The following is a 13,999-nucleotide window of genomic DNA, read 5'->3' on the forward strand; positions in this document are numbered from 1 at the left end:
CGCATGCGCGGCGCCCGGCGGTAACCAGGGCCGGTCCGGCTGATCCGGGCGCTGCCGGCGCACTGTGCTTTGCCCGGAATGACGTGAGTCCATTCACCACAAGGGGTAGGAAATGCTGAAAATCAAACAATGGCTGGGCGTGGCCGGCATCGCCCTGGCGGCCGCCACCGTCGCCTTGCCCGCGCAGGCCGACGAACTGGCCGACATCCTCAAGCGCGGCGAGCTGCGCGTCGCGGTGCAGACCTCGGGGCCGCTGATGAGCTTCATGGACAAGAGCGGCAAGCGCACCGGCCTGGCCGTGGAAGTGGCCAAGCGCATGGCCGACGACCTGGGCGTGAAGCTGGTGCTGCAGGATTACGAGTGGAAGGGCCTGATCCCGGCGCTCTTGTCCGGCAAGGCCGACATGGTCGCCGCCGACATGACGCCGACCCCGCAGCGCGCCGCGCAGGTGCTGTTCTCCACCCCCATGTTCTATGCCGACACCGTGGCCGTGGTGCCCAAGGATTCACCCTACAAGTCGTACGAGGAACTCAACAAGGACGGCGTGACCGTGGGCGTGCTGGGCGCCAGCACCTATGCGGAAGTGGGCAAGAAGATGCTGCCCAAGGCCACCATGAAGGAATTCTCCGGCGGCAGCGCGCCGGTCGGGCAGGCCCTGTCCAGCGGCCGCCTGGACGCCGGCATCATGTCGCTGTCCACGGCCAACCAGTTCCTGGTCGACTTCGGCAACCTGCGCGTGCTGGACGGCATCATGGTGCGCGAACCGCTGGCCTTCGCCGTCGGTCCCAACGCCTTCCGCCTGAAGTTCTGGCTGGACAACTGGCAGACGCTGAAGACGGCCGACAACACGCTGCCAGAACAGGTGAAGTACTGGTACTCCACAGACTGGAAGAAAGACCACTGAGCCCATGGACTGGCTGCTCGACTTCTATAACTGGCGCATCGTCAGCCAGTACACCGGCCAGTTCGCCACCGGCCTGGCCAACACCCTGATCGCGGCGGGCGCAAGCCTGGTGCTGTCGGTGCTGGCCGGCATCCCGTTGGCGCTTGCCCATATGTCGCCCCGCGCCGCCGTCTGGCGGCCGGTGGCGGCCTATGTGCAATTCATCCGTTCCACACCCTTGCTGGTGCAGATCTACCTGGTCTACTACGCGGTGCCCATGCTGGTGCCGGGCGCCAAGGGCTGGAGCGAGATGCTGCTGGGCATCCTCGCCATGACGCTGCACCATGCGGCCTACATGAGCGAAATCATCCGCGTGGGGATCGAATCCGTGCCGCGCGGCCAGATCGAAGGCGCCAAGGCCTGCGGCATGAACTACCGCCAGCGGCTGCGCTACGTGGTGCTGCCGCAAGCCTTCGCCAATACCTTGCCGCCGCTCTTGGGCCAGACCGCCGTGCTGATCAAGGACACCTCGCTGCTGTCGCTGATCACGGTATTCGAACTGGTCGCGGCCGGCGTGCAGATGAACAGCGACCGCATCGTGCCCAACGAAAGCTTCCTGACCATCGCGGCCGGCTATCTGCTGATCTATGCCTGCATGCTGCTGCTGTCGCGCGGCGTGAGCATCTGGCTGGCGGGTCCCGCCTGGAACGCGAGGTAAGCATGTTGGATTCCTATATTTCCACTGCCGGCGTGGTGCTGCCGTTCCTGCTGAAGGGCTTCTGGGAGACCTTGAAGATCTCCTTCGTGGCCATCATCGCGGGGTCCCTGCTGGGCTTCGTGATCGGCGTGATCCGCAGCTACCGCATCCGCGGCGTGCACCAGCTGCTGGGCTTGTACATCCACATCCTGCGCGGCACGCCGTTCCTGGTGCAGCTCTACATCTTCTATTTCGTGCTGCCCAGCTCGGGCATCGAGATGCTGCATTGGGATTCCGGCACCGCCGCCTTCGTGTCGCTGTCGGTCTACACGTCCTGCTATGTCGCCGAGATCGTCATGGGCGCGATCCAGGCCGTGCCGCGCGGCCAGACCGAAGGCGCGATGACGCTGGGTCTGCGGCCGTTCCAGATCCTGCGCCTGGTCATCCTGCCGCAGGCCATGCGCCTGATCGTGCAGCCCATGAGCGGCGTCTACGTCATGCTGATCAAAAGCACGGCCATCCTGTCCGTGGTGGGCATCACCGAGCTGACGCGGCAGGGCGAGGTGTTCATCATCACCTTTCCGGCCAAGTCGCTGTTCATCTACGGCATGATCGCCGCCATCTACTTCATCTATTGCTACCCGCTGCTGCGACTGGCCAACTGGCTGGAAAAGCGCTTGACCGGCGGCTTGCAAGGCGCGGGCCTGAACTGATGCCGACCACCATGGCTTCCGAGTACATCGACACCTACTACAAGCGCACGCTGGCCGACGGCGACACCCGTTATGCGCCGCTGTCAGGCGCGGCCAGCACCGACGTCTGCGTGGTCGGGGCCGGAATGGCCGGCTTGTCCGCCGCGTTGGAGCTGGCCCGCCGCGGCCGCGACGTCATCTTGCTGGAGGGGCGGCGCATCGCCTGGGGCGCGTCCGGTCGCAACGGCGGCTCCGTCTCGCCGGCATACTCCGCCGGGGCCGACGCCATCAGAAAGCACGTCGACGAAGACCACTACCGCAAGCTCTACCGCCTGTCGATGGAAGGCGTGGAGATCATCCGCAACAACATCCGCGACCTGGACATCACCGAAGCCCGCAAGGTCGACGGCCGGCTGCGCGTGGTGCGCTACGAGGCGACCGACGCCCTCCGGCAGTGGTGCGACAGCCAGCAACGTGATTTCGGCCGCGACGTGCGTCTGCTGAGCCGCGGCCAGGTCCGCGAACGCTTGCTGTCCGACGTTTACTTCCAGGGCGTGGAGGACCCCACGTCCTTCCACTTCCACCCGCTGAACTACGCCCGCGCGCTGGCCCGCGAATGCGCGCGCCTGGGTGTGCGCATCCACGAAGACTCGCCTGTTGTGCAGGCGTCGCTGGACGGCGCGGTCAAGCGCCTGAAAACGGAGCGCGGCCAGATCGACGCCCGCACCGTGGTACTGGCCACCGGCGGCTACACCGAGGACGTGGTGCCTGCGCTGCGCCGCGCGATGCTGCCCATCGCCACCTACATCATGCTGACCGAGCCGCTGGGCGACCGGGTGCAGGAAGCCATACGCACCACCGCCGCCATCGGCGACGACCGGCGCGCCGGCAACTATTACCGCGTGCTCGATGGCGGGCGCATCGGCTGGGGCAGTAGAATCACCACCCGTGTCGACGACCCGCCCGATCTGGCGGAGTCGCTGCGCCGCGAACTCTTCTCCGTCTATCCCCAATTGCAGGGACTGCGCGTGGAAACGGCGTGGTCGGGACGCATGGCCTACGCGCGGCATCTGATGCCGCAGATCGGTCAGCTCTCGCCGGATGTCTGGTACTGCACGGCGTTCGGCGGACACGGCATGAACACCGCGTCGATCGGCGGCCGGGTCGTCGCCGAAGGGATCGCGGGCGACACCCAGCGCTACAAGCTGTACGCGCCGTTCGGGCTGGCCTGGAACGGCGGCGGTCTCGGCACGGCAGCGGTGCAACTTACTTATTGGTCTTACCAGGCGCGCGACTGGTGGCGGGAGCGGCGGTCGCGGGCATGACAGGGTGCATAGATGGAAGGCAACAAACAAAGCGTGTTGGCACAGCGGCTGCGAGCCTTGCGCCAGGCGCGGGCGTGGACCTTGAAGCAGGCGGCCGCGGCCACCGGCGTGTCCGCGTCCACGTTGTCCAAGATCGAAAACAGCCTGCTGTCTCCCACCTATGACAACCTGATCAAGATCGCGGCGGGCCTGGAGCTGGACGTGGCCGAGCTCTTCACCGCGTCCGACGCCCACATGGGCACCGGCCGCCGCAGCCTCAGCCGCCAGGGAGAAGGGCGCCAGTACGAAACCCCGTACTACGACCACCGCCTGCTGTGCACCGCGCTGTCGCATAAGCGCATGATGCCCTTCCACACCCGCGTCAAGGCCCGCTCCTTCGACGAATTCCACGACTGGAGCCGCCACCGCGGCGAGGAATTCGTCTATGTGCTGGAAGGCGAGGTCGAGCTCTACACCGAGTTCTACGAGCCCGCCCGCCTGAAGGCTGGGGAAAGCTTCTACATAGACAGCCGCATGGGCCATCGCGTGATCAGCCTGAGTCCGGACGACGCCCTGGTGCTGTGGGTGTCGACCCATGCGGACATAGGCGAAGAGTAGGGTTTATAGGCCTGTGTTGCGGGCCGGCCGCCCAAGCCGCCCGCAACAAGGTAAAATGCGGCGCCCGGATCCTTTCCGGGCCATCACCACACCGCGCGGCAGTAGCTCAGCTGGATAGAGCACGGGCCTTCTAAGCCTGAGGTCGGGGGTTCGAGCCCCTCCTGCCGCGCCAAAATCTCCCGAAAGATCAATCGCTTATTAGCGGTTTCGATTCGCTAACATGGCAAGCATTAGAACTAAATAGCCAGCGTTAGAATTTTACTCAGTCGCGGAAGCGCGTTTTACGCGTCGTCGGTCGTAGTGCCGGTGAGTGGTCGCAGGGTTTGCGTGTGCGGCAAAATCGTATGCATCTGCCTCGCGTTTTTGCAGCTTCGAAGTGATTGCGGTGGGTCGAATGTCCTGGAGATTGAAGTACATCGCGTGCGCAGTGAGGCTCTTCTCGCTAACCGCCGGATCGTAGGTCTGAATCCAAGCCAGCATGGCATCTTTCCAGGTTGAAGCCCATCCCCATCGTGTATAGGAACCGCTTCGTTTCGTTGGCGCGAACAGGTACGGGCTGTCTTGGTCCTGACGGTCGAGAGAACGGGCCACGACACAGCGCAACCGCGTGGACCAAGTCCGCTCTTTTTCGGTGATGACTTCGCCCTTCCGGCGCTTCGTCGCAATGACGCGTACGGCATCCTTCTGAATTCCAGACTTCAAGAATGGCCGTGCTTCGGACGAGCGAAAGCCCGTGAGATAGGTGAACATGGCAGCGCATCCCATCGTGCGGAAGTTCTGCCGTTGCTTTAGGCCCCACAGGTAGAACCGAAGGATCAGCCTGCGCGGCACGGCCTTGGCTTCCGCCGTTCCCCTGTTCTTCATCATATTGATGAACGGGTTGGCTGCGAGCAGGCCCCACCGCACCCCGTAGTGGCAGATGACGGAGAACTGGCTTATTTCCTTATTGGCTTTGATGGGGGCGCCGCCTGCGGCACGGTCCTCCAGGTATTGATAGCCGTGTTGGGTGGTCAACTGTGCCGGCCCCATCTTCCCGAAGAACTTGACGAGGTTTTCGTACATCGCTTTTCGGATCTTGCGGCCGTCCTTTGATTGGTCTGCGTAGTATTCCGGATCTACCTGAAGTTCGAATCGCTCGATCATGTCGGCGACCGAGCCCGCAACCACTGCGCCTTCCTGAATCTCAATGGCGGTTCGGCTCGCCTTTCGTTCAGCAGCAAAGCGTGCTTCTCGGTCCCCGACATCACATGACGCCAACGTTTGGGACCGGCCATCCATGTGTTTGTAGATCCAGCTAATGCGCTGCTTACCGACGCGCTTGTACAGCCGGGGTACTGCGGTTTTTTCCCATGCGGGCGAACGCTTCTCGGTTTGGCGCGCCGGTGAGGCTGGCTTTTTGCGGGCCATCTGATACTCCAAGTTTCTTATCTCGATAGGACCGCAGAACCCGCGGGACACCATTCTTGTCGATGGCATAGCGCCATCCATGTCGGTCGAGCCAGCGCGCCATCATTGCTCGTTGATTCGGCCTGCACCCGACCAGTTCGGCCAGGTCAGACGCCGATAGATACTCGTTCATCTGAATCTCCAAAGCGAAGCCCGCACTAGGCGGGCCTGTCGAAAATATGGTCGGGCACCATCGTTCACCCCCTTTTACCGCGCTGGGCGGCAATGGCGGCGTCGATGGCGGCATCCCATTCCGCGCCGGTCGGCGGTCGCGTGTCTCCTACGTCGCAGGGAAGGGCAGCGGCGACGGCCTGCCGGAGCTCGGTGTCCTCGGCCATCATCGCGTCGCGCCAGCCGCGATACCGCCGCGCATCCTGCGCATCGCCAGCAGCAGGAGCGGCGGTATAGCCCGCCGCCGCGAGGGCGGCGCGCATGCGGATACGGAAATGCTCCTGCTGATCCCGGCTGTCCGGCAGGGTGCTGAACCAGCCATTGATGGCGGCGTCCACGACTTCAACGGGATGGATATCTCGGGGGCGCTCATGCTGTGACTTCCTCCTTGCTGCGGTCGTAGGTTTCAATGCCCCAGGCAAGGGCGAAGCAGCACCAGCGGAACCGGCGCGTGTAGTCGTTGAAGTTGTGTTCCCAAAGATCGTCAAAGAACCAGGTACGGCCAGGGCCGGGGGTATAGCGGGACGGGGTCCAATTGAAGTCGTTTGCGGCGGTGCAGGCGTAGTGCTCGCCGTCATTGATACGGTTCAGCACGTGGCAGTCAACTGCCTCCCAGAGTTCGCGCCGTTCGTCCTTGGTCAACAGCCTGCGTGCATCGCCGCGGATCCAGTTCAGCCGATACTCTTCTATGACCTTGCGGAACTTTGCCGGGTCGAACTCTTCGGCAGCCCCGCCGCGCCGACTGCCGTTGACGGCCTCAAGCTTCTCGGACCAGTACGACAGATTGACTGCCAGTCGGCGCCCGCACCGCTGTGTGTATTCGCGATCTGTGCGGAAGAACTCGAACATGTCGACCAAGCGCGTAAACACATAGGTGCCCATGTCGCCCGTGTAGCAGAGGTATCCCGGCCAGGTGATCAGATCGAAGTGCATGCACATCGTGCCGGGCTCGCGGAACCGGATGTGGCGGTACACGCCTTCATCCCGCATGACCTCCATGACGTGATCGGCCACGTCGCGCAGGAATTCGTTTTCGGTAAGGGCGCTCATGCAGTGGCTTCCTCTTGTTGAAGGTCTATAGGTGCCTGTGTATCGGGGGCGGCTTGCTGTGCCTCCTTGGCGGCTTTCTCGGCGCGTTTGGCGCGGACGGTTTCGACGGCTCCGTGGGCTTCGAACAGGTCCAGCAGATCTTGCGTCTTGACCGTGATGGTGTCTGCGGCTACGCGGCCCTCCTGGATGTCGATGAGGATTGCGCGCTGGTTCGCGTCCAGCCCCTTGATGAAGGAGTCCACACCGCTGATGAGCGGGGAGACGACTTTGCGGGGGAGGGCGCGGCCGTGGATGGTGCTGGCGGTCACCTTGGACTTGCCGGCGGCCTTGGCTTGGTCCACCTTGCGGGTGAGGAAGTCGCCGGCCTTGGCGCCCAGCCTGCGCACGGCGTCGATAGCGACCTCGGCGGACACCTTGCAGCTGCGGACCAGTTCTTGCACCTCGCGTTCGGCGTCGGCCAGGACAAGGTAGTTTTCGACATGGGTACGGCTGCAATGGACGAGGGCGGCAATCTCCGCGCTGTCCAGGCCGGCGCCGCGGAAGCGCTTGAAGCCGCGCGCTGCTTCCAGGGGGCGCAGGGGAGAATTCTTGTTGCTGGTGTATACGCGTGCCAGGCGATCAATCTTGTTGCCCTGGAAGGCCACGATGGAAACCCAATCGATGGGGAATCCCTGGGCGATGGCACGCCCCATGGCATCGAAGCGCCGATGCCCGTCGACAAGCTCAACGCCCGACCCGTCGGCCATCGCGATGACCTCCAGCGGCGGCAGCGTACCGCCGGCCAGGATGTGGGCAAGCAGTTCCTGAATGTCGGTTTCGTAGAAGTCGTCCAAGTCGCGGGGGTTGAAGTCGGGGGCCACGTGAATCCGGTGGTACTGGATCTTCATCGCGTCGGCGCGCTTGATCGTCTTGTCCAGAATCATCGTCTTGAACGATGCGGGGGGATGGGTCATGCTGACACTCCGGGGAGTTAAGATGCAGAACTTCAGCGGCGGGAAGGGATGAGAAATGACGAAGGCAGAGCAATTCTTGTGGTGCGTTCAAACGGCTATCCTGAGCAATCAGGTTGCTTTGCATAGCCAGTTTGAGACCCGTGATATCGCGGGGCAGCAGGCCTTCTCAGCGCTCGATCGGACTATGGCGCTGGCGCTGATTGCCGCCGCTACCATCCCCGAAGATATGACCGTCCGCGATGCCGTTAGGGACTTTTGCCGGCTGCACATAGAGCGCTGGTGGTATTCCGATTACGAGGCGTCCGAATGGGCGCGCTCGTTGCCGGCGATTTAAAGGCGTTTTTCGCCGCCCAGGACATCAACAAGCTCGGCGAGTAGCTTGGCGAGTTCGCCTGTCATGAGCAGCATGTCCGAATCGAATTTCTCGTCGTCGTTCGCGGCTATACCTTCGTTGCGTTCCTTCAGCACGTCCAGGGGAGACACGCGCTTGATGTCCAGTCCTTCGGTGAGGACGAAGGAAATGCGGTCAGCCCAGGTCATGGCGAGACGGGCACATTGCTTGCCGGACTGGATGTGGCGGCGCACGTCGTCGGCGTCGATGGAATGCTTGATGTAGCGGATAGCTGCGCCGCTTTCGCCGGATGAGCGTAGCTCGGTGTCCTGGTCGATGCTGAAGTTGGCCGGGGCCTCGTCCTCGGCGAGCCAGCCGGTCATGGCGGAGGCGGGCGACTGGGCGACATAGAGGTTTTCCAGCGGGAACGGGTCGATGCACTTCGCCAGAATGCCGATCACCTCGTCCGCCCTGGCAGACGCCGCGGCGTCGATCACCAGCCAGCGGTTGAGCGGATCAATCCACACACGGGTATCGCGGTAGACGCTGAAGGCGCGGGGCAGGAGTTCATCCATCACGCGCTCCTTGATTTCCTTCATCAGCTTGCGGCCGACCTTGTAGCCTTGCTGCTCTTCGATTTCCTGGGCGCGGAACTTGGCCGCCTGGTTGATGACGGTTCCGGGGAGCAGCTTCGTTTCCGCGCGCAGGGTCAGCAGGATCTGACCGCCGACAACGTGGGCGAGTCCTCCGTTCTCGCGGGGCGGAACCCAACCGATGGACTGCATTTCCAAATTGTTGCCCGGATGGAATGCCTGGCGAGCCAGAGCGTATTCAAGGTCATCGCCGAACGGCAACCAGGCGGCGGATAGGCGGTAAATCTTCAGGTTCTTGAACCACATGAGAGGGGTCTCCGGTTTATCCCTTGGCGGCGTAAGCGGTATTGCCGCAGTCCTGGGCTGTGATGGTGGATTCGTCGGCTTGTTGTCGCTCGCCATAGCCAAGCAGGGCTACGGCGATGGCGATAACGCAGAAGGTGATGTTCATGAGCAGTTCGCCATAGACGCGCAGAATTCGGCGGATCATTAGGGCTCCAGGGATCGGCCGCGACATAGCGGCGAGTGAAGTAGTTGCCGATGGGGACCAGGACTACCGCCACCAGGGCGAGCAGCGCCAAGCCCCACCAGATGGCGGGGATAGTTGAGGGCATGGAGATTTGCGCGGTGTGCGCGGTGGTGGGTGGGCTTCGGGGAGCGGGCCGGTAGCCCGGTGAATTCCTGAAAGTCACTTTCAGCGCCGGTGACGTCGCAGCGCCGGCCGCTCTCTGAAGCCACGAAGAATTGGATTCAGGGAGTGTGTTAATTCGTAACAGCTATATCTTTGTTGCGGCTAATCATTGATAGTGGCCGCGGGAACATTTTCCCTGCAAATCTAGGACTTACATTGAAGATTGAAACTGGTATCGTGAAGTGGTTTAACAACGACAAGGGCTTCGGCTTTATCATGCCGGAGCTGGGTGGCAAAGACCTCTTCGCCCATTTCTCTGAAATTCAGGGTGATGGCCACAAATCTCTGGAAGAGAACCAGCGTGTCTCCTTCGTGGCCGGTCAAGGGCAAAAAGGCCCCACGGCGACGATGATCAAAGCGATTTAATCGGCAGCTTGCCCTAAGGCAAGCTGCTTGCGGTACAGGGGCTGGATCCATTGAAACAGTGGATCCAGCCCTTTGGTTTTGTGGGCAACAGGTTGCATTGGGCCGATGCCCCGTTGCCCGCTTTTGAATCGAAGCGGCTTGCTGAAAGGTTGAAGGGGCTTTCTGCTCCAGCACTTCTTGGTGGAGGTCGCTTTTTTTCATTCTCATCGACATCCGTCTGGAGATTCGATGGTGGTTCAGCGAAGCTTGACCCACCGTTCTCGCTTCCATGTAAGACGTTGTCTTCTGCCGCCAAGTTTGTATTCATGGCCAAGTCACGTAAGGTAGCCTACTTATCTTGACATGGAGAAGAAATGCCAAATAGGTACGGAAAACTCGCTTCCTGGATCTACCACCTAGATAAGCCCATTGGCCACTCATTCGGCGACCTGGAATATTATCGGCAGCGCTTGACCGGGTGTGATGGCCCGATCTTGGAACCTGCGGTCGGCAATGGCCGGATCTTCATACCGATGCTTGAGATGGGGCTAGCGATGGAAGGTTTCGACGCGTCGCAAGACATGCTCGACTACTGTAGGCAGGAGTGCCTAAGTAGAGGTCTTGCTCCAGCGCTGACCTGTCAGACATTCGAACAATTTAGCTACGATCGACGCTTCGCGTGCATTGTCATGCCGGCGGGGTCGCTGCAGTTGATTACAGAGACCGCTTCGGCAATGGCCGTGCTCAAGCGGTTTTGGGATCATCTACTGCCCGGTGGCAGGCTGATCGTAGATATTGATCCCATCAAGAGCCTCATTGGAGAGGCGAGCTCCGTGCGCAGTTGGGCGGTGGATGGCAGCGATTTGCTGACGCTGACCAGTCATCGGGCCGAGATTGATTACATCAAACAAACAACCCTTGATCATCTGCGCTACGAACACTGGCGGGATGGAGCGTTGCTGTCGGCAGAACTTGACCTATTCCATTTGCGCTGGTGGGGTGTCGAGGAGTTGGCTCTCGCATTGCGGGAAACTGGATTTGTAGATGTGGTGGTGTCGGGTGACTACCAGCATGGACGCCATCCCCGCAACGGCGCTCGGATCATCAGCTTTGAGGCGAGTCGCCCGAGTCGTATTTGACCTAACAGAGCAATGCAATCGTAGTCCGCTTCTGGTCGGCAGTTGATCCTCTACATCTGCTCATTTGCATGTGGATCTGCGCGGTGTGTGCGGTGGTGGGATTCGGAGAGCAGGCCGGAGGCCCGATCATCGCTTCACGTTGGAAAGTAACTTTTGCGCCGGTGACGTTGCTGCGCCGGCCTGCTCTCCGAGGCCGCTCCGATGATCGGGGCAGGTTGGGTAGGTCTTTCAGGTCGCCGTTGCGGTCCTGCACGTTGAGAATGGGCGCGAGGATGTCGAGCAGGGCTTCAAGAAACTCTTGATTAGGCAACAGCGCCTGCCGATACCGTGGATGCCATAGACAGGCATGAGACTTGCTGCTATCGAGCGACGGCGTAACAGGCCAAGAAGAGCGCCAGTTCGCCCTTCGGCGGTGCCAACAAACAAGAAATCCCGCCACGCGTGCGAGCGGGGCGACTGCAGCTGGAATCTTCGCCCGCTGCAAACCGGATTACGACACATGACAGACGCCAAACCTTGCGCAAAGCAGAAGGTTGTACTCGTCGTGGATGACGACTCTACCGCCCGGTGGATTCTCGCGGAGATCTTGGCGGGAGAAGGTTATGTCGTCGTCGAGGCAAGTAATGCTGATGATGCGCTGGTCTGCCTTGGCGCGCGCGCCGACATTCGCGCGGTCGTCACGGATATCGAGATGCCTGGCTCTATGGATGGTCTGGAGATGGCGGAGCTAATACGCGGTCAATCCCCAACAATTGCTGTGCTTTTGACGTCTGGGCGTCGTTACCCGGCCACCGATGCGCTTCCACCGGGGACGAAGTTCATCCAGAAGCCTTGGGCCGCGGATGATCTGATTCGTTTGCTGGAAACAGTGCTGTGTTGCAGCTACTGAGGGGGGCAGACCTTCGGAAAGTAGAGGGTGAACGTCGTTCCCCCTTCGGAAGAGCTAACCACATTGACATGTCCTCCCGTTTGCGAAACGTATCCGAAAACTTGGCTCAGCCCTAACCCCGTTCCTTTCCCTTCCGGTTTGGTGGTAAAGAAAGGTTCGAAGATGTGATGCAGAACCTCCTGGGGAATACCTTCGCCGTCGTCTGCAACGCTCACAACTACAAATTGGCCTGTGACCATGGGGCCATCCCCATCCGGGCGCGAGTCGGCACAATTGACGGTAATTTTTACATTGCCGCCGAAAGGCATTGCGTCTCCAGCGTTGACCACCAAATTTAGCAGTGCGTTTTCTAGCTGGCTGACGTCGGCGCATATTAGGCATGGTTCGCTAGGTAGCTGGTATTGCACCCGAACCGCAGACCCCAGTGTGGCTTGGAAAATCGGTTTCATTCCTTCGACACATAAGCCCACGTCCACGTTGGACGGCTCAAGAGGCTGACGGCGCGCATATGCGAGCATCTGTTGCGTTAGATGAGTTGCGCGCTGCACCGTATCCGCAATTGCATTGAGGTACTTGAGGCGCTTTTCGGGAGCGAGTTCGGTATTGCGCAGCAATTCCGTAGCGCCACCGATGACTGAAATGAAATTGTTGAAATCGTGAGCTAACCCACCAGTCACGCGCCCAAGCGCTTCCAGGCGTTGAGCTCGATGCAGGGCCAGCTGCGTAGCCTGTAGCTCCTGCTGGCTTCGTTGCTTTTCTGTGATATCCCGTGTGACCTTGGCGAAACCGATGAGGTGGCCCGAGCTATCCCGTATGGGGTCTATTACTACGCTGGCCCAGAATCGCGAGCCATCCTTGCGCACTCGCCAACCTTCGGCCTCAAATCTACCTTCGTTCGATGCGATCGCCAAAGCCTGCTCTGGCACGCCTGCAGCCCGTTCTTCATCTGTGTAGAAGCGGGAGAAGTGTTGTCCGATGATTTCGGCTGCTTCGTAGCCTTTGAAGCGCTGGGCGCCAGCATTCCAGCTTGCGACGAAGCCATTGGCGTCGAGCAGAAAAATCGCATAGTCGAGAACGGCCTCTACCAGAAGCTTGTAGCGGTACGGTTCATCCAGTAGGACCAAGCTGCTAAGGTGAACAGTATTCCCTTGTTCCGGGGGCTCAACGGTGCTCATCATTGCTCCGATTCGCGATGCTGGGGTGATCAATTATTAAACGGCGAATGCTGTCTTGCAACGGTGTTTCGCTGACACCGTTCCTTCTCAAAAATAGGGACCAAAGTAGCGCGAAACTTATCTGTCTGCGTCCTGTCGCGGCGCAGGTGAATGGTGGGGATGATCGTTGCCAGCCCGGCTGGGCGTGTCCACGCTTAAGAAGCCCAGGCACACAGGTTCCGGGGGGGCTTACGCCTAGTTGTCCTGTTTCGCCCTTCCTTCTTTACTGGAGCGAGGCCGGGGTAGGCCCGCTCTCCGAATTCCCCCGACCGCCTCAGGCGCAGGGGGAGGCTATTTAGCTGGCCAGGCGGTCTTTGAACTTTCCCATCGAACACTGCATCGTCTTGCCGCCGCTCCGGTACTCGACGGTATGGCCGAGGCCGCGACGCTTGATCGCTGTGACGTTGGCGCCGAGGGGCTTCCCGCGCGGGGTCGAGGGTTTCAGGGTGTAGGTTTGGCCGACGGTAATTTCGGACATAGATTCCTCTGGGATGATCGGCGCCGACCGGGCGCCACGGGTTGAAAATCTGGCTGCTGCGCGCGTTACCAGTGATTCGCCTTGGCGATCACGTGCAGGACGTTGAACAGGGCCGCGCCGAACTGGCGCAGCGAGTGCGTGAGCATTGCGAACATGATGGATGTCCTCGGGGGGGGGGAGGTGGAGGGAAAAGGCCACTCAGGCCGGCGCACCTCGTCGCCAGGGGCGCGCCTTTCGTACAAAGTTGGCCCCCCCGGTCGGCGAACTGCCGAGGGGGATGCGCCGGCCTGAATGGCGGGAAGGGGGATGGGCCGGCCGTCGCCGCGCTCCTAAGAGCGAGCGCCCGAAGGCGCTTCACCATCATCGGGTCGGGCTGGATTCGAACCAGCGAGGCATGCCTGCCTTCGGATGCGTCTGGGGCGCGACCCGTTGGCATTGCCGAACCTCCGGGACGCCGGGCGCTCTGTCCACTGAGCTACCGACCCGATGATGGTCCCCGTCTTTC

General features: G+C 61.3%; 18 protein-coding genes and 2 tRNA genes. 10 read left to right on the plus strand and 10 right to left on the minus strand.

Annotated elements, in window-relative coordinates; genetic code table 11:
- Positions 1–112: 112 nt before the first annotated feature.
- The 6 genes from IAG39_RS08890 (at position 113) to IAG39_RS08915 (ending at position 4,366) form a co-directional block, all read left to right on the plus strand.
- Positions 113–904 (plus strand): ABC transporter substrate-binding protein, encoded by a 792-nt coding sequence (locus IAG39_RS08890; protein WP_059371830.1) that lies wholly within the window; start codon positions 113–115, stop codon positions 902–904.
- 4 nt (positions 905–908) lie between these two features.
- On the plus strand, positions 909–1,601 hold the full coding sequence (locus IAG39_RS08895) for an amino acid ABC transporter permease (RefSeq protein ID WP_059371831.1): 693 nt from the start codon (positions 909–911) through the stop codon (positions 1,599–1,601).
- Between the two features lie 2 nt (positions 1,602–1,603).
- Positions 1,604–2,293 carry an amino acid ABC transporter permease gene (locus tag IAG39_RS08900; RefSeq protein WP_059371832.1) on the plus strand — a complete coding sequence of 230 codons (690 nt, stop codon included), beginning with the start codon at positions 1,604–1,606 and terminating at the stop codon, positions 2,291–2,293.
- 11 nt (positions 2,294–2,304) lie between these two features.
- Positions 2,305–3,597, plus strand: coding sequence for an NAD(P)/FAD-dependent oxidoreductase (locus tag IAG39_RS08905; RefSeq protein ID WP_118934028.1), 1,293 nt, complete (start codon positions 2,305–2,307; stop codon positions 3,595–3,597).
- A 12-nt stretch (positions 3,598–3,609) separates the two neighbouring features.
- Complete coding sequence (locus tag IAG39_RS08910) at positions 3,610–4,194, plus strand: helix-turn-helix domain-containing protein (protein WP_042794587.1); 585 nt, start codon at positions 3,610–3,612, stop codon at positions 4,192–4,194.
- 95 nt (positions 4,195–4,289) lie between these two features.
- Positions 4,290–4,366: transfer RNA gene (locus IAG39_RS08915), tRNA-Arg, on the plus strand.
- An 86-nt stretch (positions 4,367–4,452) separates the two neighbouring features.
- On the opposite strand, the gene IAG39_RS08920 is transcribed toward IAG39_RS08915, so the two are convergent.
- Genes IAG39_RS08920 through IAG39_RS08940 form a run of 5 tightly spaced genes read right to left on the minus strand, consistent with a single transcriptional unit; the run spans position 4,453 to position 7,814 of the window.
- Positions 4,453–5,601: a hypothetical protein gene (locus IAG39_RS08920; protein WP_165867933.1), complete on the minus strand. Its 1,149-nt coding sequence runs from the start codon at positions 5,599–5,601 to the stop codon at positions 4,453–4,455.
- Positions 5,501–5,887, minus strand: a complete 387-nt coding sequence (locus tag IAG39_RS31745) for a DUF4224 domain-containing protein (protein ID WP_118934004.1) — start codon at positions 5,885–5,887, stop codon at positions 5,501–5,503. Before IAG39_RS31745 ends, IAG39_RS08920 begins: the two co-directional genes overlap by 101 nt.
- The gene (locus IAG39_RS08930) at positions 5,838–6,149 is read right to left on the minus strand and encodes a hypothetical protein (RefSeq protein ID WP_118934005.1); all 312 of its coding nucleotides are present in this window, start codon (positions 6,147–6,149) and stop codon (positions 5,838–5,840) included. The genes IAG39_RS31745 and IAG39_RS08930 overlap by 50 nt, the downstream gene beginning before the upstream one ends.
- Before the next feature lie 31 nt (positions 6,150–6,180).
- Positions 6,181–6,861, minus strand: a complete 681-nt coding sequence (locus tag IAG39_RS08935; protein ID WP_118934006.1) for a hypothetical protein — start codon at positions 6,859–6,861, stop codon at positions 6,181–6,183.
- Positions 6,858–7,814 carry a ParB/RepB/Spo0J family partition protein gene (locus IAG39_RS08940; protein ID WP_118934007.1) on the minus strand — a complete coding sequence of 319 codons (957 nt, stop codon included), beginning with the start codon at positions 7,812–7,814 and terminating at the stop codon, positions 6,858–6,860. Before IAG39_RS08940 ends, IAG39_RS08935 begins: the two co-directional genes overlap by 4 nt.
- 55 nt (positions 7,815–7,869) lie before the next feature.
- On the opposite strand from IAG39_RS08940, the gene IAG39_RS08945 reads away from it, so the two are divergent.
- Complete coding sequence (locus tag IAG39_RS08945; protein ID WP_118934008.1) at positions 7,870–8,148, plus strand: hypothetical protein; 279 nt, start codon at positions 7,870–7,872, stop codon at positions 8,146–8,148.
- Here IAG39_RS08945 and IAG39_RS08950 read toward each other — a convergent pair.
- Together IAG39_RS08950 and IAG39_RS08955 are read right to left on the minus strand one after the other, a co-directional pair.
- On the minus strand, positions 8,145–9,044 hold the full coding sequence (locus tag IAG39_RS08950) for a recombination-associated protein RdgC (RefSeq protein WP_118934009.1): 900 nt from the start codon (positions 9,042–9,044) through the stop codon (positions 8,145–8,147). The genes IAG39_RS08945 and IAG39_RS08950 overlap by 4 nt on opposite strands.
- A 16-nt stretch (positions 9,045–9,060) precedes the next feature.
- Positions 9,061–9,228: a hypothetical protein gene (locus tag IAG39_RS08955; protein WP_165867935.1), complete on the minus strand. Its 168-nt coding sequence runs from the start codon at positions 9,226–9,228 to the stop codon at positions 9,061–9,063.
- A gap of 357 nt (positions 9,229–9,585) precedes the next feature.
- Here IAG39_RS08955 and IAG39_RS08960 point away from each other — a divergent pair, with 357 nt between their 5' ends.
- The 3 genes from IAG39_RS08960 (at position 9,586) to IAG39_RS08970 (ending at position 11,802) form a co-directional block, all read left to right on the plus strand.
- Positions 9,586–9,795: a cold-shock protein gene (locus IAG39_RS08960; protein ID WP_054451283.1), complete on the plus strand. Its 210-nt coding sequence runs from the start codon at positions 9,586–9,588 to the stop codon at positions 9,793–9,795.
- Positions 9,796–10,148: 353 nt separating this feature from the next.
- Positions 10,149–10,913, plus strand: coding sequence for a class I SAM-dependent methyltransferase (locus tag IAG39_RS08965; RefSeq protein WP_118934010.1), 765 nt, complete (start codon positions 10,149–10,151; stop codon positions 10,911–10,913).
- A gap of 499 nt (positions 10,914–11,412) precedes the next feature.
- The gene (locus tag IAG39_RS08970; protein ID WP_118934011.1) at positions 11,413–11,802 is read left to right on the plus strand and encodes a response regulator; all 390 of its coding nucleotides are present in this window, start codon (positions 11,413–11,415) and stop codon (positions 11,800–11,802) included.
- Here the strand turns inward: IAG39_RS08970 and IAG39_RS08975 are convergent.
- The 3 genes from IAG39_RS08975 to IAG39_RS08985 all read right to left on the minus strand — a co-directional run bounded on the left by IAG39_RS08975 (position 11,796) and on the right by IAG39_RS08985 (position 13,979).
- Positions 11,796–12,977, minus strand: a complete 1,182-nt coding sequence (locus IAG39_RS08975; protein ID WP_118934029.1) for a two-component system sensor histidine kinase NtrB — start codon at positions 12,975–12,977, stop codon at positions 11,796–11,798. The genes IAG39_RS08970 and IAG39_RS08975 overlap by 7 nt on opposite strands.
- A gap of 334 nt (positions 12,978–13,311) precedes the next feature.
- Positions 13,312–13,494 carry a hypothetical protein gene (locus IAG39_RS08980; RefSeq protein ID WP_118934012.1) on the minus strand — a complete coding sequence of 61 codons (183 nt, stop codon included), beginning with the start codon at positions 13,492–13,494 and terminating at the stop codon, positions 13,312–13,314.
- Between the two features lie 364 nt (positions 13,495–13,858).
- A tRNA-OTHER gene (locus IAG39_RS08985) sits at positions 13,859–13,979 on the minus strand.
- Positions 13,980–13,999 lie beyond the last annotated feature (20 nt).

This window comes from Achromobacter xylosoxidans (assembly GCF_014490035.1).
GTDB lineage: Bacteria > Pseudomonadota > Gammaproteobacteria > Burkholderiales > Burkholderiaceae_B > Achromobacter > Achromobacter bronchisepticus_A.